The following is a 19,342-nucleotide window of genomic DNA, read 5'->3' on the forward strand; positions in this document are numbered from 1 at the left end:
TGCGGCCCAGCGGCCCTCTAAGCCGGTAGATTTTCCAATTGACCCACTTCCGATGAAAAAGATGCTTTTCCTGCTGACCGTTGCCACCCTCGGCTTCGCCAGCGCCCAAGCCCAAACCACCCCGCCCGCCAACGGCGGTTTCCAAGGCCGCGGCATGGGCCGCGAGCAGCGCACGCCCGAGCAGCGCGCCGACATGCAAACCCAGCGCCTGACCAACCAACTCACCCTCACGGCCGAGCAGCAGCCCAAAGTGCGCGCCATCTTCCTGGCCCAGGCCAACGAGGTGGACGCCGCCCGCGCCAGCATGACGCCCGGCAGCGTGGACCGCGAGGCCATGCGCCAGAAAATGCAGGAAGGCCGCGCCCGCTACGACGAGCAACTCAAGGCCGTGCTCACCCCCGAGCAGTATGCCAAGTACCAGCAGCAGCGCGAAGACCGCATGGAACGCGTGGGCGAGCTGAAAGAGGCCAAAAAAGAAGGCAAGGTGAAGGCCAAGAAGGACAAGATCAAGACCAAAGCCAGCTAACCCCGTCCCGTTCTCTCAACGTCCTACCGGCCCGCTCTCTACTTTGAGGGCGGGCCGGTGTGTGTTGGTGTCACCCGTCGCCCGCACCCAAGCGGCGGGTACCACTTTGATTCGGCCGCTGGGCAAGAAAAGCCCTGGTGGTACCTGTCGCCCCGCTGCCATGTATCCTAAATGATTATCAAACAATCACTTGCGCAGCAACCCGGTAAATTAACCCGGCTATCCGAGCCAAGCCGTAGCTCCGTCCTTATATTTGAAATTGTCAGCCTGCTGGTTCGCCCAAGCGGCCATGCTGTCAGGCGGCGGCCAATCGGCGCGGTGCTTGCAGCCCCGTCAGCCGCCGCACCAGGGCCCGTTCGCCGGTTCTGGGAGTAGTCACCTTACTTTACCCTCATGAGTCCGCTGCCTTCCACACAACCTTTCAGGATACACCAGTTTTACGACAAGGGCCTGGCCCACGCCTCCTACGCCGTGCTCAGCGGCGGCCGCATGGCCGTCATCGACCCGGGCCGGGACCCGCAGCCGTACTACGATTTTGCCGACGAGCAGGAAGCCCGCATCGTGGCCGTCATCGAGACGCACCCGCACGCCGACTTCGTTTCGTCGCACCTGGAAATTGCGCAGGAAACAGGAGCCGCCATCTACGTGAGCCGCCTGGTGAAGGCCAGCTACACCCACCGTCCCTTCGACGAAGGGGACCGAATCAGCATCGGGCAGGTGGAACTGCACGCGCTGAACACGCCGGGCCACTCGCCCGACTCCATTACCATTCTGCTGGTGGATGAGTTGGGCCAGATCCGGGCCGCCTTCACCGGCGACACCCTCTTCGTGGGCGACGTGGGCCGCCCCGACCTGCGCGAGGACGAAGCCGTGGGCGGGCACAAGCGCGAGGAATTGGCCGGGTTGATGTACGACAGCACCCGCGACAAGCTCATGACCCTGCCGCCGGCCACCAAGGTGTACCCGGCGCACGGCCCGGGCAGCCTTTGCGGCAAAACCACCTCCCCCGACCTCGACAGCACCATCGGCAAGGAGCTCAAGACCAACTACGCCCTGCAGCCCATGAGCCGGGAGGAGTTTATTCAGGTGTTGCTCGAAGACCAGCCCTTCGTGCCCAAGTACTTCGGCCGCGACGTGCAGCTGAACAAGCAGGGCGCGCCGGCTTTTGAGGACTCGGTACGCGCCGTGAAGCACCTGCCCAGCGGCTCGGCCCTGGAGCCTGACGTGCTCATCATCGACACGCGGCCGGCGGCGCAGTTCCGCAAGGGCCACCTGCCCGGGGCCATCAACTTGATGGACGGCGGCAAGTTTGAAACCTGGCTGGGCTCGGTGGTGGGCCCGAAAGAGCCGTTCTACCTGGTGGCCGAGTCGCAGATTGCCCTGGACACGGTCATCCGCAAGGCGGCCAAAATCGGCTACGAGGGCAACATCCAGGGCGCCCTGCTCCCCCCGCGCGAACAGCCCGCCACCAGCCCCGACGTGGACGTGGAGCGCGTGCGCCAGCATCCGGAGCAGTTTACCATCGTCGACATCCGCAACCGCACCGAAGCTAAGCAGCCCGTGTTTGAGGGGGCGCTGCTCATCCCGCTGCCCGAGCTGCGCGAGCGGGCCCAGGAAGTGCCCACCAGCAAGCCGGTGCTGGTGCACTGCGCCGGGGGCTACCGCTCGGCTGCCGGGGCCAGCATTCTGCAAGCGGCCCTGCCAGAGGGCGCCGAAATCTACGATCTGGGCGAAGCCATTACCGAATTTCAGAAGCAGGCGGTCCACTAAGTCGGCCGCCGGTTTGCACCAACAAAAAGCCCCACCCGCTATCCGGTTGGGGCTTTTTGTTGGTGAATACGCGACTCAGCCGGCAGCCTAGCGCGAATTGATAGCCCGCATACCGTTGCCAGCGTTGTGGCGTAATTATTCGCTCTGTGCCTTTACGCGACGCCCCGCTACCCCGCGTTTGGGCCGACCAAACGGTTGGCATCGTCGTTGATCGGCAACGCGCCGCTGAGGCGCCCCTGCAGCTTGCGCCGCCATGCTTCCCCCAGTTCCGGGCAGGCCAGCAGTTCCGCTACCAAGGCCCGGTCGTGGCGCTGCTCGTACTTGGCGGCATTGACGCGGGTGAGCGGCCAGTCGGGGTGCGGGCGGTTCTGCAGCACCAACCGGTCGGAGGGGGCCACGCGGCCGGGCTGCAGCACGCGCAGGTACCAACCGGTAAAGCCGGTTTCCTGCAGCCACTGCGAAAACAGCGGTTCCTGCCAGCGGCGGGCAATTTTCCAGCAGGGTGAGCGGGGCTGGCTGATTTGCACCAGCGCCTCGCCTAGGGCGTACACGTCGCCCAGGCACACGTCGGCTTCGGTGTAGGCGCCGCCAATGGTGAGGTTTTCACCGAAGGCGCCGGCCCCTAGTTCCCGGCCTAGGCGCTCGGACCAGTAGGCGTAGTGGGCGGCCGGATAAGCGCATAGGGCTTGATCGGGGCCGCCGTGGTTGCGCTGGTCGGCCTGCTCGTCGCCCGCCAGATTCAGCGCGGTCAGCCATACGGGGGCCGTCACTTCGCTTTTGTGGATGGCCGAAGTCCAGGCGCGGGCCAGCGGCTCGGTGGCAGCGGCGAGGCCGAGCTGCTGCGGCCGGCCCACGCGCAACGATTCCAGCGGCAGGCTCAGCGGGGCGGTGGTGTCCATCATTACGAGTTCGAAAGGTGAAGCAGTGGCCCGGGCAAGCCACAGCAGGGCAATTCCTTAAATCACAACAAGTATATATGTTTACTACCCACAACAAGTAACCCGTATTACTTAATAATAATTCTGCGTAAGAGCCGCCAAGTTGCGGAGAAAAACGACGCAGCAAACATTATTTTTGAAGTTGCATCAGCGCTATTTCCCCCATGAGAGTCCTTCACACCGCCGACTGGCACCTAGGCCAGCACTTCCTCACCGGGCAGGAGCGCCTAACGGAGCAGCGGCGGTTTCTGGACTGGCTGCTGCTCGCCGTGCAAGAGCACGGCGTGGATGCGCTGGTGGTGGCCGGCGACGTATTCGACACCACGTCGCCCTCGCACGCGGCCCAGGAGCTGTACTACACGTTTTTGGTGCAGATGCAGCGCACGGGCTGCCGCCACATCGTGGTAGTGGGCGGCAACCACGACTCTCCTACCCTGCTCAACGCCTCGCGCCAACTGCTGCGGCAGTTGCGCATCCACGTGGTGGGCAACGTGCCGGCCGAGCCCGCCGAGCAGGTACTGACCCTGGACCGCGCCGACGGCCGCGCCGGCCTGGTGGTGTGCGCCGTGCCCTTCCTTCGCGACCGGGACGTGCGCCTGGCCCTGCCCGGCGAAACGCCCGAGGAGCGGCAGCAGCGCGTGCGCGACAGTATCGCGGCCCACTACGCGGCCCTTGCCGACCACGAAAACGTGCTGCGCCCGCGCGAGCAGGACGTGCCCGTGCTGGCCACCGGCCACCTGTACGCCGCCGGCGGCGAGGCCCGCGAAGGCGCCGAGCGCGACGTGCACATCGGCGGGCTGGGCCTGGTGGGCGCCGAGCACTTCCCCGCCGCCTTCGACTACGTGGCCCTGGGCCATTTGCACCGCCCGCAGGTGGTGGGCGGGCGCCCGCACATTCGCTACTCCGGCTCCCCCGTGCCGCTGTCGTTTACCGAGGCCGACGACCGGCAGCAAGTGTTGCTGCTGGAATTTGCCGGCGCCGGTGCCGCGCCCAGCATCACGGCCCTGCCCGTGCCCGTCACGCGCCGGCTGCAGCGCTTCCACGGCACCTTGGAGGAAGTGGAGGCTGACGTGCTGGCCTACGACAACGCCGCTTTTCAACTGGTGGCCTGGGCCGACGTGCTGGTGCATTCGGACGAAGCGCCGGCCGAGGTGCAGCGCCGCGTGCAGGCCGCCCTGCAGCACCAAAAAGCCCAGGTGCTGGCCCCGCGCGGCGTGCGCCACCAGCGCGCCACCGAAGCCCCCGACCTGGCCGCCACCGTGGCCCCGCAGCAGATGCTCAGCGACCTGACCGTGGACGAGGTGTTTGCCCGCCGCGTGGCCGGCCTGCCGCCCGAGCGCGCCGCCGCCCTTACCGCCACCTTCGGGGAGTTGCGCCAGCTGCTGGCCGAAGCCGACCCGGCCGCCTGGGGCGGCCCGGACGCCTGAGCCATGGAAGAAGAACGTCAGGCCAAGCTTGGCGAGGCATCCCGCGGGCTGACGTTGGATACTAATCTCAACGAAGCGGTAGCGCTGACTCGACTGCGCAGACGCCCGATGAGCAGAACACTACCTGTGGACGTCAGCCCGCGAGACACCTCGCCAAGCTCGACCTGACGTTCGTTTTTGCGACTACACTTCTCTTCGGTCACCCCGGCCGTCGTCGTATCTTCGGGGTGCTTCCCGGCTTTTTGTTAGCATGAAAATTATCAGCGTCCGCTTCGCCAACCTCAACTCGCTGCCCGGCCCGTACCTGATCCGGTTCGACACGACGCCGCTGGCCGACACGGGCTTGTTTGCCATTACCGGCCCCACCGGCGCCGGCAAAAGCACCCTGCTCGACGCCATTTCGGTGGGCCTGTACGGCCGCGTGCCCCGCCACGACCGGCAGGTAGGCGAAATGGTGAGCCGCCACGCGCCCTACGCGTTTTCGGAGGTCGAATTCGAGGTGTACACCACGGACGCCGACTCCGGCGAGACGCAGCGGGTGCGCTACCGCTCGCGCTGGGAAGTGCGCCGCAAAACCCGCGGCGAGGACAAGGGCGGGCTGAACCAGGATGCTATGTCGCTGGTAGTGAGTTCCTCGAATGAGGCGGTGGTGAGCGGCAAGGAGGCGGTGCCGGCGAAGGTCGGGGAGCTGTCGGGGCTGGACTTTGGGCAGTTCGAGCAGGCCATCTTGCTGAGCCAGGGCAAGTTTGCCCGCTTTCTGCACGCCCCGGAAAAAGAGCGCAGCGCCCTGCTGGAAAAGATGACCAACGTGGGCATCTACTCCCGGCTGTCGGTGGCCGCCTTCGAAAAGGCCAAGGAGGAAGAACTGAAAACCAAGCTGCTGCAAGCCAAGCTCGACGCCACCAAGCTGCTGACCGAGGAGGAGCGCGCCGCGCTGGAGCACGAACTGGATACGCTGCACGGGCAAACCGAGCTGCACTACCAAGAGCAGGAAGACCTGACGCTGTGCCTGACCTGGCGCACCATCCTCGATCAGCTGGATAAGCAGCTTGACGCCGCCGCCCGCGAGGCAGAGCGCCTGCGCCTCGTGGATGCCCAGCTGCAGCCCGATTTTGCCCGCCTCGCCGACCACCAGCGCGCCGCCGCCGTAGCCACGCCCCTGGCCCTGGCCGAAGTGGCCGAGCAGACCGTGCGCGCCACCGAGCGGAAGCTGCTGGACTTGGAGCGGGAGCTGCCGCTGCTGCACCAGGCCAGCACCACGGCCGCCGCCGCCCAGCAAACGGCGCACGAGCAGCACGCCGCCGCCCAAACCGCGGAAAGTCAGCGCCTGCCGCTGCTGGAAGAAGTGGGCCGGCAAGACGCGGCCATTGCCGTGGAGCACCAGCAACTGGTGAAAAAACGCGCTGCTCACGCCCAGGAGCAAGAGGCTGTGCAGCAAACCCGGGCCGACCTGGCCCGCCAGGCCGAGGAAATTGCCCGCCTGCAAACCGAGGATGCCGCCCTGAACCAGTGGCTGATAGCCCACAGCGCCGAGGCCGACCTGAAAAGCCAGATCAACGAGCTGAGCCGGGAAATCATCGACTTGCAGGCGGCCCAGAAAGAAGCGGCCACTCGCGAAGCCCGCCGCCACGAGCTGCTGCACGCCCAGCAAACCCTGGCGGCCGACCTGCGCCGCTACCAAACCCTGGAAAAAGAAGCGCTGGACCGGCAGCAGGCCATTAAAAACGAGGGCCAACCTTGCCGCACCGAGCGCGACGAGCTGCTGCGCGGCACCACGGCCGCCGAGCTGGTGCAGCGCGCCGACGACCTGGCCACTTACCTGCGCAGCCTGCAACAGCTGTTGCCCCTGGCCCACACTGCGCAGGAGCAGCAGGCTCGCGCCGAGGCCCTGACCGCCGCCCTCGAGCGGGAAGCGCCGGCCCTGCGCGCTGCCGAAACCGCCTACCAACACTTAGAAGTGCGGCAGGTCGACGGGCAGCGCCTGCTGGAGAGCTACCAGCGCGAATTGCGCGCCCAGCAGGCCCTGGCCGACCTCAACGCCCACCGCCAGCACCTGCACGACGGCCAGCCCTGCCCGCTGTGCGGGGCCACCGAGCACCCGTTCGGAGCTGATTTTCGGGCCGAAACCACCGAGCAAGAACGCCGCGAAGCCGAGCAGAAGCAGCTTCTGGCCGCGCTTGACCAGGAGCTGCGCCAAGCGGCGGCCGAGCTAGCCCGCCGCCAAACCGAGCAGCGCCAGCGTCAGCAGCTGCTGCAGGAGGCCCACGCCGCCGCCGCCGCGGCCCGGCAGCAAGCCGCCGACTTGGCCCGCACCCTGCAGCCCGTGCCGCCTGCCCCCACCGAGGCGGCGGCCCTGCAAACCCTGCTGGCCGGCACCGCCGCCCAGCTGACGGCCGCCCAAACCAGCCGCAACCGCCTCGCCGTGCTCGACGCGCGGCTGGCGGAGCTGCGCGAGAAGTTTCTGCAGGAAGGTGAAGCCGCCACGGCCGCCCAGCGCGAAATTCCGCGCCTGCTCGACCGCCAAACCACTCTCGAAGCCGACCTGAAAACCTTGGCAACGGAGCTGGCGCACTGGCGTGAGCAGGCCGGCATCTACCAGCAGACCATCCGCGAATACCTGCAGCCCCACCAGCTGGCCTTGCCCGCCAATTCGGTGTTCGACGGCGTGCTGGCCACGCTGCAGGACCGCGCGTTGCAGTACGAGGCGCAGGTCAGCAAACTCAAGGGACTGGGCGCCAAGCTACTGGAGCGCACCAGCCAGCACAAGTCGCAGACGGAGGAGCTGGCCCGCCGGCAGCAGAAGCTGACCACCGACCTGGACGCCCTGGACGCCGAGCAACTGGCCCTGGACCAGCAGCGCGCCGCCCGCCAGGCCCGCTACGCCGGCACCGACCCCAGCGCCGAAGCCGAGCAGCTGCGCCGCAGCACCCAGCAGCTAGCCGCCGCCCTCACCTCGGCCCAGCAGCAGCTGGCCCGGCAGCAGCAGGAGCTAGCCATCAAGCAAAACAGCCAGCAGGAGCTGAAAACCCAGCTGGCCGCCGACCAGGCCACCCACACCGCCCGCCAGGCCGAGCTGGCTGCGGCCCTCACCGCAACTGGCCTAAGCAGCGCCGACGAAGCCCGCCTGCTGCTGCTGCCCGCTGCCGACGCCGCCCGCTTGGAGCAGCGCCGCCAGGAGCACCACACGGCCACGGAATCGGCGGCGCGCCGCCTGCGCGAGCTGGCGGCCGAGCAGCAGCACCACGCCGAGGCCTGCCTGACCTCGCTGACCACCGCCGAGCTCAGCACCAAGCTGCACGAGCTGGCTGCCGCCGACGATGTGCTGCAGCAGCGCCTCGGGGCCGTCAGCAACCAGCTCAGCCAGGACGATGCGGCCCGGCAGCAGCAGGCCGACGGGCAACGCGAGCTGCAACTGCGCCGCCTGGAAGAGCAGCGCTGGCAGGAGTTGAGCGAACAGATCGGCTCGGCCCGCGGTGACAAGTTCAGCCAGTTTGCCCAGGGCCTCACGCTCAGCCACCTCGCCCGGCTGGCCAATCTGCGTTTGCGCCAGCTCACCGGCCGCTACACCATTCTGAAAACGCCTAACCGCAACCTGGAGCTGCAAATCATTGACCACGACCAGGCCGACACGGTGCGCCCCATGGCCTCCCTATCGGGCGGCGAGAGTTTCCTTGTCAGCCTGGCGCTGGCGCTGGGGTTGAGCGAGCTGGCCGGCCACAAGGCCCGCATCGAGTCCTTGTTTATCGACGAGGGCTTCGGCACGCTCGACCCGGACTCGCTCAACACGGCCCTCGACGCACTGGAGCGCCTGCAGCACTCGGGCAAGATGATTGGCGTCATCTCGCACGTGACGGACCTGAAGGAGCGCATCGGCACGCAGATCCGGGTGCGGCCCGGTGCGGGCGGCAACAGCACCGTGCACATCGTGGACGTGATGGGCAAGGAAACCAGCTGCGCCGCGCAGGAAGAGAAATAACGCGGCGGCCGGAGCCGATCCTACCCTAGGACCGCTCCGGCCGCCCGCACCTCGTCCCAGCTCCAGTAGCGCCGGGGCTCGATGCCGGCGTAGTGCTGCTGAAAAAAGCGAACCACGAGCTGCTCCATTTCATCAGGGCTGATGCTGGAGGCGTAGATGGGCCGCTGGTCGGGGTCGGCATAGCGCTGCACCTTGCTGAGCTTGCGCCCGGTCAGGCGCAGCAGCGGGCCGGTGTCGGTGACGCCGTCGGCGGCCCAGGCGTGGCCGCTGGTTTCGCGGGCGTTCAGCTCGTTCACCAGCTTGTCGAGCGGCAGGCGCGGACGCGTGGGGCGGCTTTCGAGGTCAATCCAGGTGGTGTATTTGTACTCAAATTCGTAGCGCTGCCCGTCGTAGAGGCTCAGCACCAGGTCGGTACCGGCCGTGGGGCCGAACAGGGCGTAGTAGGGTAGCGGCTGCGGGGTGCGCACCACCGTCAGGCCGAGGTCGGGGTAGCGGCGCAGCGTGGTGGCCGGGCCCTGCATCACGGCCGCGGCGGCCCGTACGCGCTCGAATTCGGGCAGCCAGGCGGCGCGGCCGGCCGCGGGGTTTTCGAGGATTTCGGCGAAGCGGGGCAGAAACCAGTCGAATTTCTCGGCCGAGGCTTCGTCCTCGCGCCGGCGCCGGGCCGGGGCGCCGAACGGCTCGTAGAAGCGGGCTTTTTCCTCGGCGTTCAGCCAGCACACGAGCTGCAGCGCGGGCTCGGCCAGCGGGTGCCGCCAGTCGATTTCGCGGAAGTCGCCGAGCACGGCCACCAGGCGCAGCAGCTCGTCGTGGCGCCGGGCCAGCGCGGGGTGCAGCAGCGCCCACACGCCCACGAAGCCGTCGACGTCGAAGTGATTAGCCGTCACGTAGCGGGCCGCCAGCAGGGCGGCGGGCGGAGCAGCCACGGCGCGCAGGGCCGAGCCGGCGCTGGTGTCGTCCCGAAATGCGGGCGGCGTGGGGGCGCCGCGCCAGTGGGCCAGCGTGAGGGCGGCGCGGGGCAAGATGCTGTCGACTACCACCGTGGCGGCGGCGTGGCGGCGGGCATCGGCGAAGGACAAAAACTGCAAAGAGGCCATAGAGCGGCAAAGAAACGGCGCCGCGGGCACACGCGGCCTCAGCGGCGCCGGCGGCGGTTGGTAATGCGCTCCACGCGGCTGCGCCGAATCCAGTGCAGGTATTTCTGCAGCTCCTCGGCCTGCTGCAGGTCCTGCACGGTGTGGTAGCGGCGGGCCAGCTCCTTGTTGGTCAGCAGCAGGTGCACCGAGCTGTGGCAGGGCTGGCAGAGGTCGACGGTGGGCCCGTAGCGGCCGCCTTCTTCGCGGGGAACCAGGTGGTGGCGGGAAGTGTGCTGCACCGCTCGTTCGCAGAGCTGGCAGCGCGTTTCGGCCGGGGAAGCCGGCGCGGCGACGGGTGGGGTGGAACGGCGGGCCATGCGTATTTTTGTACGACGGCCCGCCGGCCGAAGATGCAGCGACGCCGGAGCTGGCCTGGTTCCAAAAAAATATTCTCCTAATAATGCCAGGTCTCTTATTGGATTGATATATTTGATAGAGTGCGGTGTTGCAGCGCCGCCACTCCCCGGCTGATTCGGCCGGTATTGAACTGTTCGCGCCCTTTGCCTGCCCACCCGCCCCGTTACGCTCACACTGCTCTCTTCACTCTCCTACTTTTCCGCTCTATGCAAACCTCTACTTCTGTCTTCGGGAAACGCGTTGGCGGCCTGCTCGGGCTGCTGTTCGCGCTCCTGCTCCTCTCGGCCCCCAAAGCCCAGGCCCAGACCTGGCTGGTCTCGACCGACCCCTTCGTGAAAATTGGGGTATCGGACAAATTCGGGCAGCTCGGCTCGTACACGGCGAAGTTTGTCGTCAACGGCAACGGCAAGGAATACTCGCTCGTGAGACAAGTGGAAAAAGGCCAGAACGGCGTCGACGTGCTGTTCCCCTCCCCGCCCACCGAGGCCGACTTCTTCCAAACCAGCGCCGGCATCGCGGCCAACGCCAACCCCGGCAGCTACACCTGGTACTGCGAAGTGGGCGGCAAGCGAGTGGCCGGCGGCCGCTTCGTGATGCCCACCGTGGCCAACGACGTGACGGTGGTAGAACGCACCCGCTAGCCGTTCCCACTTCGGGTTATTCTGCCGGCGCCCGGCTCTGCGTGCAGAGCCGGGCGCCGCTGTTATCTACCAGCGACCGGGCTCGTATAGCCCAGTATTCACCAAGCATTTCCTTCCGCAATGGCTAAAAAATCCTTCGCCGAACTCATCAACAGCCCCGGCATGCCCGTGCTCGTTGATTTTTACGCCGACTGGTGCGGCCCCTGCAAGGCCATGGCGCCCATTTTGCAGCAGGTCGCGGCCCAGCACCAAGGCAAGCTCAAGGTCATCAAGGTCGACGTGGACCGCAACCCGGCCGCGGCCCAGCAGTTCCGCGTGCAGGGCATCCCGACGCTGATTCTCTTCCACCAGGGCCAGCCGGTGTGGCGGCAGTCGGGGGTGGTGCCCGAGCCGCAGCTGAATCAGGTGCTGGCCGGGTACGTGGGCAAGTAGTCGTCAAGGTACGCAGCCGTGACAGGCGGCTGTTGCGGCTGATTACCCGGACTGACAAACGCCCCGGCCGCCGTTACCATGGTAACGGCGGCCGGGGCGTTTTATAAGTAACTACTTGTGAAGTAGGTAGTTTAGTTCTGATAACCAGCAACCCTCTTTCCTTACTGCTTAGCGTAGCGTTTTAGGCTTTGGGTGGCTTCGGGGTTGAGCTGGGTTGCTTTTTCCAGGTCCCGGCGGGCGTCCTCGGGCTTGTTGATGCTGGAGTAGCAAATGCCGCGGTACTCGTAAGCATCGGCGTAGTTGGCGTCCAGCTCAATGGCCTTGTTGAAGTCCGGAATGGCGCCCTTGAAATTATCCAGCGACATTTTGGCCAAACCGCGGCCGAAGAAGGCTTCCTTGTCCTCGGGGCGGTAGCGAAGCACCTTGCCGAAGTCGCTGATGGCGGCGTTGAACTCCTTGGTTTTCACCCGGGTTAGGCCGCGGTTGTAGAGCGCGTCGGCGTTGGTGGGCTTCAGGCGCAGGGCCATGTTGAAATCCGTCAGGGCGTCGCGGTAGTTTTTCAGGGCGGCGTGGGCCCGGCCGCGGGTCAGGTAGGCGTCGAAGTCGCGGGGCTTGGCCTTGATGGTGGCCGAGGCGGCTTTGATGTCGGCTTTGTACTCGGCGTTGCTGCGCTTGGCGGCTACGGCCGCCGTAGCGGGCGCGGGCGGCGGGGTAGCGGTGGCCGTGCCCGGCGGGTTGGCGGCGTCGGCGGGGGCCACGGCGGCATCGGTGGCGGGCGTGGCCGGGGCGGCGCTGGCAGCCGCGGCGTCGGCGTTGGCAGCGGCCTGGGTCTCGCTGACGCGGGCCCGGGCGGCCATGCTCGGCGTCTCGTTTTCGCGGGTGGCCGAGCACTGGGCCGTCAGCAGCACGAACAGCAGGCTGGCGGCAGCAACGGGAAGGCGGGGTATAACGTGTCGCATGGAAGTCGGAAAGGAAAAAGGCAGGAAAAGCGGCAAAACCCAACGGCGGGTTCGGGGTTGTATACGGCTGTTTCCGACTTAGGTAACGCCGATTGGGGCGGTACGGCCGGGGCGGCTATCTTTGCCGGCCCGGCGCCCTGGCTCCGGCCCCCATTTGCTCATTTTTTCCCCTCAGACAGTTTACTATGGCATTGCAATACGACGTAGTCGTGATTGGCTCGGGCCCCGGCGGCTACGTGGCAGCCATCCGCGCCTCCCAGCTGGGCTTCAAAGTCGGCGTGGTGGAGCGCGAATCCCTCGGCGGCATCTGCCTCAACTGGGGCTGTATCCCCACCAAAGCGCTGCTCAAATCGGCGCAGGTGTTTGATTACCTGAAGCACCCGCAGGACTACGGCCTCTCGGCCGACAACGTGGGCTACGACTTCGGGGCCGTGGTGAAGCGCAGCCGCGGCGTGGCCGACGGCATGAGCAAGGGCATCAACTTCCTGTTCAAAAAGAACAAGATCGACGCCATCATGGGCACGGCCAAGGTGCTGAAAGCCGGCGAAGTGGACGTGACCAAGGCCGACGGCGGCAAGGAAACCATCCAGGCCAAGCACATCATCCTGGCCACCGGCGCCCGCGCCCGGCAGCTGCCCAACCTGCCCATCGACGGCAAGAAAATCATCGGCTACCGCGAGGCCATGGTGCTGCCCCAGCAGCCCAAGTCGATGGTGGTGGTGGGCTCCGGCGCCATCGGCGTCGAGTTTGCCTACTTCTACGCCACCATGGGCACCAAGGTGACCATCGTGGAGTACCTGCCGCGCATCGTGCCGGTGGAAGACGAGGAAGTGTCGAAGCAGCTGGAACGCTCGTTCAAGAAAGCCGGCATCGACATCCTGACCTCGGCCGAAGTGACCAAGGTGGACACCGCCGGCCAGGGCTGCAAGGTGAGCATCAAAACCGCCAAGGGCGAGCAGCAGCTGGAAGCCGACATCGTGCTGAGCGCGGTGGGCATTCAGCCGAACCTGGAAAACATCGGTCTGGAAGAACTGGGCATCACGGTGGAGAAGGGCCGCATCAAGGTCGACGAGTACTACCGCACCAACGTGCCCGGCGTGTACGCCATCGGCGACATCGTGCCCGGTCCGGCGCTGGCGCACGTGGCCTCGGCCGAGGGCATCACCTGCGTGGAGGCCATTGCGGGCCACCACCCCGAGCCTATCAACTACGGCAACGTGCCCGGCTGCACCTATTGCACCCCGGAAATTGCCTCGGTGGGCCTCACGGAAGAAGAAGCCAAAAAGCAGGGCTACGACATCCTGGTGGGCAAATTCCCCTTCTCGGCTTCCGGCAAGGCGTCGGCCTCGGGTGCCAAGGATGGCTTCGTGAAAGTCATCTTCGACAAGAAGTACGGCGAGTGGCTGGGCGCCCACATGATTGGCGCCGGCGTGACCGACATGATTGCCGAAGCCGTGGTGGCGCGCAAGCTCGAAACCACCGGCCACGAAATCATCAAGGCCATCCACCCCCACCCGACCATGTCGGAAGCGGTGATGGAAGCCGCTGCCGCGGCTTACGGTGAGGTGATTCATCTGTAAGCCGTCGGGCTGATTACGTGCCAAACGCCCCGCTGGAACCTGGTTCCGGCGGGGCGTTTTGTTCTATATAGTATTTGCGCTTAAGAAGCCGAGCATTTGACAATCAAGGGTTCATCGTTGCTAATTACCAACACGCAATCATCTTCACCGGTAATTAAAAACTCGCGAAACCCAAGGAATTTGGATGAGAAGCCGCCCGCTTGGTCTTCCATATCCAGCCACCCGCCGCTCTCGATTTCAAACAGTGCATCGTGAGGCAACATCTTGGTTTTCCAAAGCGCCTCCCAATAATTAAGTAAGTCGCCTTCATCCAGTAACTTGAAGCCTCGGGTATGCTCAAATATTATTTCGTAATCGACGTCTTCGTTGCCGTTGCTGCGGAATTCGATGATAAGCCTCTGGCTCTTGGCGCTGTATTGAATTCCCGCTACAACTGGCCGGTTGAAGCTTGCTATAGCCGTCTGAAGAGCTTTTGCCTGAATCATGAAGTTTGGGCATATGGGTATGGTTGAGCAAACCTATCCGATTTGCTCCTTGGTCGCTCCAAACCTAATGGGAGGCTACCATGCAGCAACGGCCCGGCAGAATAACTCTGCCGGGCCGTTTTCCGCTTGCTGTCGGTAGCCTACCGCTCCCGGTTGTGGTCGTCCAGGTCGTTCCAGCCGCGGCCGTAGCGGCGGGTGTCGCGCGGTTGGTTTTGCTGGTTTCTGAACAGGCCTTCGTCGGGGCGCTGATCCGCCGGGCCGCGGCTGTTCATGCCGATGCGGCCGAGCAGGGGCTCGTCGCGTTGGCCGTGGTCGTAGTCGCCGCCGCCGTAGCCGCCGCGGAAGGGGTTGCGGTCCTGGTCGAAGCGGCGGTCGGCGAAATCGTCGTGGCCGCCGCTGTTGCCGAGGCCGCCGCGCAGGCCGTTCTGGTCGTAGCCGCGGTCTTCGTCGCCGTTGTAGCCGGCGCGGCCCTGGCCGAATTCACGGGCCACGTCGCCGTAGCCGTAGCCGGCGGCCCCGCGGCGGCGCTGGGCCTGTAGGTCCGATTCGGGGCGGCTAGCGTGGCCGAACTCTTGAGCGGCGCGGCGGTAGTCGGGGCGGCCATCCTCAGGCTGCGGGCCGCGGTGCCAGCGGTTGTCGTAAGAGCCGGGGCCGTGGTTGTAGTCGCGGAAGTCATTGGGGGCGCTGGTGCGCTCCGCTTGCTCGTCGTGGCGGTAGCGCTGGCTGTCGGCGCTGAAACGGCCGCGGCCGTACTCGTCGCGGAATTCTTCTTCGGATTGCGGGAAGTAAGCCATAGGTGGTGGGTTGGTTGAGGGTGGAACGGAGCTAGAATGGGCGCTGCTGGCAGCCGAGCGGGCTTTGGCCGACCTGCTGCCCGTAGCGTGGTTGCGTTTGCCAGAGCGACGCCACGTGGGCGCCGCGGGCAGTTATCCTACTACAGCGGCTGCACGTCGCCGGTGTTGCTGGCGCCGGGGTCGGCGTCGCCGCGGGTATCGGGCTGAATATCGGCGGCCGAGGGGTCGGCGGCCGGGGCCGCGTCGTCGGCCGCTTGGCTTTCGGCGGTGGGCTTGTCGGCCTCAGCTTCCGGCGCGGCGGGCGGCGCCTGCCCCGCGTCGGGCACGCTGTCGGGGCGGGGCTGGTTGGTCAGCGGGGCCTTGTCGGCGCTCTGGCTGTCGGCGCTGCCCTTGGTGGGCAAGGTCGTAGCGGCGGGATTGGGCTGGGTGGGTTGCTTGGGGTCGGGTTGCGGCGTGGGTTCCATGACGGCAAAGGCGGCTAGGTAGAGAAAGGCGGCGCGGCCGGCGGCGCTAGTAAGTGTACGGCGCAACCGCCCGGCGGGCTGCCGGTCCGGGGCATTTTGGGCCCGACCGGCACGCGGTATCTTTGCGGCAGCGGCCGCGCCGGCGCGCTAGTTTCGCCTCTCTGCCCGTGCTGTTACCGGACGACGACCCTGCTGCCCCCTTGCCGGCGCCCCACCAGCACCAGCTGCCCGGCTTGAGCGTGCCCACGCTCACCAGCACCGTGATAGAGCTGCACAGCGCCGCCCCCCTGCCCGCCGACGCCCGCCCCCGCGCCGTTCAGCCCGAGACGCTGACGCTCGACGCGGGCGTCTTCGGCCGCCCGGTCGCGGGCCTGGGCGCGACGCCTTTTCCGCGGGTGACGGTGACGCAGTCGGCGGCGGGGCTGCGGCTGAACTGCGCCTGCGGCCAGCAGCTGCCGGGCCTGTGCGCCCACCAAGCTGAGGTGCTGCTGGCGCTGGTGCAGCGCAAGGAGCTACGTCTGTTCTTCGATGCACCCGCCCGCCACGCCTACCTGCGCCCCCTGGCCCGCGACTACGGCCTCGACCAAGCCGCCGACCTCGACGCGCACTTCGAGCTACGCTACGACGAGCGGGCCGGCCTCACGATAACGCCCCGGCAGGCGGCCTTGTACCCCGTCACGCCCGCCGCCAAGCAGGAATTGATGGCGCAGCTGCTGCCCGCGGCCCCGGCCGCGCCCACCGGGGCCGCGGGCGCCGCGCGGCTGGTGGTGCTCGGCCGCCACCGCTACTACGGGCACCTGCAGCTGCAACTGGCCGAAGCAGCCACCACGGCCGCCGGCAAGCTCAAGGGCAAGATTGCGCTGCTCAACCCGCTGGACGAAATTTGGCGCCTCGCCGACCCGGCGGCGGTGAAGTTCTACTCGGGCCTGGCCCGGCTGCAGCAGAACTACGACGACGCCCGCTCGCCCGCCACCCTGGAGGCCCTGCGCGCCGTGGTGCACAATCCGCTGGGGCTGCCCGTCTTCGCCCACGACGCCGAGGTGGCCGAAAAGCCCAACGCCGCCTCGCTGCGCCCGGTGGAGCTGCGCCGCGTGCCGCCCGCGGTGCGCCTGGAAGTGCGGCAGCGCGACGAGTACTACGAGCTCAGCGGGCAGCTCCTGCTCCACGACCAGCCCTTCGACCTGCAGGAGCTGAGCGTAGCCTTCGAGTACTTCGTGGCCGCCCATGGCGCGTATTACCTGCTCGACGACCTCGACGTGTGGCGGGTGGTGGAGTTTTTTCAGCGCCGCAACAACACCCTGCTGATTCACCAGAGCAAGTTCGAGGAGTTTCGGGCCGACGTGCTGGCCCCGCTCGAAAACCGCCTGCACATCAGCTACCACCACGCCCGGCCCGCCACGCCCGCCCAAGCGCAGGCCAGCGGCCTCGACGCCCCGCCCGAGGCCCTGCTCTACCTCACCGACCGCGGCGCCCACGTGGAGCTGCTGCCGGTGATGCGCTACGGCCCGCGCGAGGTGCCTATTCTGTCGCGCCAGCAGCTCTATGCTACCGACGAGCTGGGCCGGGCCTTCGTGCTGCAGCGCGACGCGGCCGCCGAAGAGCGGGTGACGAGCGTGCTGCTGGGCCAATACCCCGATTTTGCCGCGCAGCTGGCCCAGCCCACCGAGGCGCTGCACGTGCCGCGCACCCAGTTCTTGCAGCCCGAGTGGTTTCTGCCGGCCTTCGACGAGTGGCGCCGGGCGGGCCTGACCATCCTGGGCTTCAACGAGCTGCGCCAGAACCGCCTCAACGCCTACCGGGCCGAGGTGTCGGTGCAGGTGCACTGCGGCGAAAACAACTGGTTCGACACCGAGCTGCTGGTGCGCTTCGGGCCGCAGCAAGCCAAACTGCGCCACTTGCAAAAAGCCGTGCGCCAGCGCAGCCGCTACGTGCCGCTCGACGACGGCACCCAAGGGCTGCTGCCAGAAGAATGGGTGGCCAAGTTCAGCGCCTACTTTGCCGCCGCGGAAGTGGTCGACGAGCGGCTGCGCACGCCCAGCGTGGGCTTTGTCAACCTGCTGGAGCTCTACGACCCGGCCGCCCTCACGGCCGCCGCCCGCGCCCGCGTGGCCCAGTACCAAGCCGCCGCGCAGGATTTCACCGGCATTGCGCCCGTGCCCGCGCCAACCGGACTGCGCGCTACCCTGCGCGAGTACCAGCTGCTGGGGCTGCACTGGCTGAGCTTCCTCGACACCTTCGGCTTCGGTGGCATCCTGGCCGACGACATGGGCCTGGGCAAGACGCTGCAGGTGCTGGCCTTGCTGCTGCACCGGCACGCCCAGGGCCACCGCGGCGCCTCGCTGGTGGTGGTGCCGACTTCCCTGCTTTTCAACTGGCAGGCGGAAGCCGCCCGTTTTGCCCCCGCGCTACGGGTGCGCACCCTGCACGGCAGCAGCCGGCCCGGCGCCGCGGCCTTCGAGGACGCGGACATCGTGCTGACCACCTACCACACGGTGCTTTCGGACATCCGCTGGCTGCGCGCGTACGCCTTCGACTACGTGGTGCTCGACGAGGCCCAGGCCGTCAAGAACCCCGATTCGCAGCGCTACAAGGCGGTGAGCCTGCTGCAAAGCCGCCGCCGCTTGGTGCTGACGGGCACGCCGGTGGAAAACCGCACCACCGACCTCTACGCGCTGCTTTCCTTCGCCTGCCCGGGGTTGCTGGGCTCCCGCCAGCACTTCCGCGACCAGTATGCCCTGCCCATCGATAAGTTCAAGGACCTGAAGCGGGCCCGGGCGCTGCAGCAGAAAATTAGCCCCTTCGTGCTGCGGCGCACCAAAAGCCAGGTGGCCGCCGAGCTGCCGGCCAAAACGGAAATGGTGCTGTACTGTGAGCTGGACGCCGAGCAGCGCCGCCTCTACGAAGCCTGCCGCCAGGACGTGCGCGCCCGCCTCATGGGCCAGCTCGAAGAGCTGCCGGGCAAGCAGGGCCTGCACCTGCTACGCGGCCTGACGCGCCTGCGCCAACTCTGCAATGCCCCCGCCCTGCTCCCCGACGAGGCCGATTACGGCCGCAGCTCGGCCAAGCTCCAAGTGCTGCTGGAAGAGCTGGAAACCCGCGCCCCGCAGCACAAAATCCTGGTGTTTTCGCAGTTTGTGGGCATGCTCGACCTCATCCGCCCCGAGCTCGACGCCCGCGGCATCCGCTACGCCGTGCTCACCGGCCAGACGCGCCGCCGCGCCGAAGCCGTGCGGGCCTTCCAGGAAGACGAATCGGTGCGGGTATTTCTCGTGAGCCTGAAAGCCGGCGGCGTGGGTCTAAACCTGACCGCGGCCGACTACGTGTACCTCGTGGACCCGTGGTGGAACCCGGCCGTGGAAAACCAGGCCATCGACCGCAGCCACCGCCTCGGCCAGACGCGCCCGGTGGTAGCCGTGCGCCTCATCTGCCCCGATACGGTGGAGGAAAAGATGATGACCCTGCAGCAAGGCAAGCGGGAATTGGCCTACGAGCTGGTGAAAACCGACGCGGCCCTACTCAAAACCTTCAGCCGCGACGACCTGCTGACGCTGCTGAGCTGACGTCAGGAACATAAAAGGGCAGCGGACTTTATCCAGCATCCGCTTGCCGGAGCATCATTGCCGCTGCGCTTAGCACCCTGGCAGGTCGAGCATAACCGAAACATCTTGCGTGTTGGCATAAAGGACAATTAGAACGTCATGCTGGGCCTGTCGAAGCATCTCTACCGAACGACGCAACGAAGCGGTAGAGATGCTTCGACAGGCCCAGCATGACGGCCTTTTTTCAGCTGTTCAGGGAAGCAAGCCGCTGGCCTTTTCCAAGCCCAACCAAAAAAAGTTTACGTCGGGCTGTAACCT

Annotated in this window: 15 protein-coding genes; 8 read left to right on the forward strand and 7 right to left on the reverse strand. The window is 66.8% G+C overall.

Going from position 1 to position 19,342, the window contains the following annotated elements; all coding sequences use genetic code 11:
- Positions 1–52 precede the first annotated feature (52 nt).
- Together LJ737_RS13280 and LJ737_RS13285 are read left to right on the forward strand one after the other, a co-directional pair.
- The gene (locus LJ737_RS13280; protein WP_227766451.1) at positions 53–526 is read left to right on the forward strand and encodes a Spy/CpxP family protein refolding chaperone; all 474 of its coding nucleotides are present in this window, start codon (positions 53–55) and stop codon (positions 524–526) included.
- Positions 527–919: 393 nt separating this feature from the next.
- A complete protein-coding gene (locus LJ737_RS13285; protein ID WP_227766455.1) occupies positions 920–2,296 on the forward strand; it encodes an MBL fold metallo-hydrolase in 1,377 nt (458 codons plus the stop codon).
- A 167-nt stretch (positions 2,297–2,463) separates the two neighbouring features.
- On the opposite strand, the gene LJ737_RS13290 is transcribed toward LJ737_RS13285, so the two are convergent.
- A complete protein-coding gene (locus LJ737_RS13290; RefSeq protein ID WP_227766457.1) occupies positions 2,464–3,198 on the reverse strand; it encodes an MOSC domain-containing protein in 735 nt (244 codons plus the stop codon).
- 200 nt (positions 3,199–3,398) lie between these two features.
- On the opposite strand from LJ737_RS13290, the gene LJ737_RS13295 reads away from it, so the two are divergent.
- Together LJ737_RS13295 and LJ737_RS13300 are read left to right on the forward strand one after the other, a co-directional pair.
- Complete coding sequence (locus tag LJ737_RS13295) at positions 3,399–4,661, forward strand: exonuclease SbcCD subunit D C-terminal domain-containing protein (RefSeq protein ID WP_227766458.1); 1,263 nt, start codon at positions 3,399–3,401, stop codon at positions 4,659–4,661.
- Positions 4,662–4,911: 250 nt separating this feature from the next.
- A complete protein-coding gene (locus tag LJ737_RS13300) occupies positions 4,912–8,637 on the forward strand; it encodes an AAA family ATPase (RefSeq protein WP_227766461.1) in 3,726 nt (1,241 codons plus the stop codon).
- Positions 8,638–8,657: 20 nt separating this feature from the next.
- Here the strand turns inward: LJ737_RS13300 and LJ737_RS13305 are convergent, their stop codons facing one another.
- Positions 8,658–9,734 (reverse strand): DUF6687 family protein, encoded by a 1,077-nt coding sequence (locus LJ737_RS13305; RefSeq protein WP_227766463.1) that lies wholly within the window; start codon positions 9,732–9,734, stop codon positions 8,658–8,660.
- A 38-nt stretch (positions 9,735–9,772) separates the two neighbouring features.
- On the reverse strand, positions 9,773–10,090 hold the full coding sequence (locus tag LJ737_RS13310; RefSeq protein ID WP_227766465.1) for an HNH endonuclease: 318 nt from the start codon (positions 10,088–10,090) through the stop codon (positions 9,773–9,775).
- 246 nt (positions 10,091–10,336) lie between these two features.
- Here LJ737_RS13310 and LJ737_RS13315 point away from each other — a divergent pair, with 246 nt between their 5' ends.
- Together LJ737_RS13315 and trxA are read left to right on the forward strand one after the other, a co-directional pair.
- On the forward strand, positions 10,337–10,771 hold the full coding sequence (locus LJ737_RS13315; RefSeq protein ID WP_227766466.1) for a hypothetical protein: 435 nt from the start codon (positions 10,337–10,339) through the stop codon (positions 10,769–10,771).
- A gap of 120 nt (positions 10,772–10,891) precedes the next feature.
- On the forward strand, positions 10,892–11,203 hold the full coding sequence (gene trxA / locus LJ737_RS13320) for a thioredoxin (protein ID WP_227766468.1): 312 nt from the start codon (positions 10,892–10,894) through the stop codon (positions 11,201–11,203).
- A 161-nt stretch (positions 11,204–11,364) separates the two neighbouring features.
- Here trxA and LJ737_RS13325 read toward each other — a convergent pair whose 3' ends face one another.
- Positions 11,365–12,162 (reverse strand): tetratricopeptide repeat protein, encoded by a 798-nt coding sequence (locus tag LJ737_RS13325; protein WP_227766470.1) that lies wholly within the window; start codon positions 12,160–12,162, stop codon positions 11,365–11,367.
- Between the two features lie 185 nt (positions 12,163–12,347).
- Between LJ737_RS13325 and lpdA the strand changes: the two genes are divergently transcribed.
- Positions 12,348–13,742 carry a dihydrolipoyl dehydrogenase gene (gene lpdA / locus LJ737_RS13330; RefSeq protein ID WP_227766472.1) on the forward strand — a complete coding sequence of 465 codons (1,395 nt, stop codon included), beginning with the start codon at positions 12,348–12,350 and terminating at the stop codon, positions 13,740–13,742.
- A gap of 80 nt (positions 13,743–13,822) precedes the next feature.
- Here the strand turns inward: lpdA and LJ737_RS13335 are convergent, their stop codons facing one another.
- The 3 genes from LJ737_RS13335 to LJ737_RS13345 all read right to left on the reverse strand — a co-directional run bounded on the left by LJ737_RS13335 (position 13,823) and on the right by LJ737_RS13345 (position 15,485).
- A complete protein-coding gene (locus LJ737_RS13335) occupies positions 13,823–14,227 on the reverse strand; it encodes a hypothetical protein (protein ID WP_227766475.1) in 405 nt (134 codons plus the stop codon).
- Between the two features lie 140 nt (positions 14,228–14,367).
- A complete protein-coding gene (locus LJ737_RS13340; RefSeq protein ID WP_227766477.1) occupies positions 14,368–15,021 on the reverse strand; it encodes a hypothetical protein in 654 nt (217 codons plus the stop codon).
- A 140-nt stretch (positions 15,022–15,161) separates the two neighbouring features.
- Positions 15,162–15,485: a hypothetical protein gene (locus tag LJ737_RS13345; RefSeq protein WP_227766479.1), complete on the reverse strand. Its 324-nt coding sequence runs from the start codon at positions 15,483–15,485 to the stop codon at positions 15,162–15,164.
- A 167-nt stretch (positions 15,486–15,652) separates the two neighbouring features.
- Here LJ737_RS13345 and LJ737_RS13350 point away from each other — a divergent pair, with 167 nt between their 5' ends.
- Positions 15,653–19,045, forward strand: a complete 3,393-nt coding sequence (locus tag LJ737_RS13350; RefSeq protein ID WP_227766482.1) for a DEAD/DEAH box helicase — start codon at positions 15,653–15,655, stop codon at positions 19,043–19,045.
- The last annotated feature ends 297 nt before the right edge of the window (positions 19,046–19,342 follow it).

The sequence above is a fragment of the Hymenobacter sp. 15J16-1T3B genome (assembly GCF_020711235.1).
Classification (GTDB): domain Bacteria; phylum Bacteroidota; class Bacteroidia; order Cytophagales; family Hymenobacteraceae; genus Solirubrum.

Coding starts and splice junctions, on each gene's coding strand:
- LJ737_RS13280 (WP_227766451.1), top strand. CDS start 53: ATGAAAAAGATGCTTTTCCTGCTGACCGTTGCCACCCTCGGCTTCGCC.
- LJ737_RS13285 (WP_227766455.1), top strand. CDS start 920: ATGAGTCCGCTGCCTTCCACACAACCTTTCAGGATACACCAGTTTTAC.
- LJ737_RS13290 (WP_227766457.1), bottom strand. CDS start 3,198: ATGATGGACACCACCGCCCCGCTGAGCCTGCCGCTGGAATCGTTGCGC.
- LJ737_RS13295 (WP_227766458.1), top strand. CDS start 3,399: ATGAGAGTCCTTCACACCGCCGACTGGCACCTAGGCCAGCACTTCCTC.
- LJ737_RS13300 (WP_227766461.1), top strand. CDS start 4,912: ATGAAAATTATCAGCGTCCGCTTCGCCAACCTCAACTCGCTGCCCGGC.
- LJ737_RS13305 (WP_227766463.1), bottom strand. CDS start 9,734: ATGGCCTCTTTGCAGTTTTTGTCCTTCGCCGATGCCCGCCGCCACGCC.
- LJ737_RS13310 (WP_227766465.1), bottom strand. CDS start 10,090: ATGGCCCGCCGTTCCACCCCACCCGTCGCCGCGCCGGCTTCCCCGGCC.
- LJ737_RS13315 (WP_227766466.1), top strand. CDS start 10,337: ATGCAAACCTCTACTTCTGTCTTCGGGAAACGCGTTGGCGGCCTGCTC.
- trxA (WP_227766468.1), top strand. CDS start 10,892: ATGGCTAAAAAATCCTTCGCCGAACTCATCAACAGCCCCGGCATGCCC.
- LJ737_RS13325 (WP_227766470.1), bottom strand. CDS start 12,162: ATGCGACACGTTATACCCCGCCTTCCCGTTGCTGCCGCCAGCCTGCTG.
- lpdA (WP_227766472.1), top strand. CDS start 12,348: ATGGCATTGCAATACGACGTAGTCGTGATTGGCTCGGGCCCCGGCGGC.
- LJ737_RS13335 (WP_227766475.1), bottom strand. CDS start 14,227: ATGATTCAGGCAAAAGCTCTTCAGACGGCTATAGCAAGCTTCAACCGG.
- LJ737_RS13340 (WP_227766477.1), bottom strand. CDS start 15,021: ATGGCTTACTTCCCGCAATCCGAAGAAGAATTCCGCGACGAGTACGGC.
- LJ737_RS13345 (WP_227766479.1), bottom strand. CDS start 15,485: ATGGAACCCACGCCGCAACCCGACCCCAAGCAACCCACCCAGCCCAAT.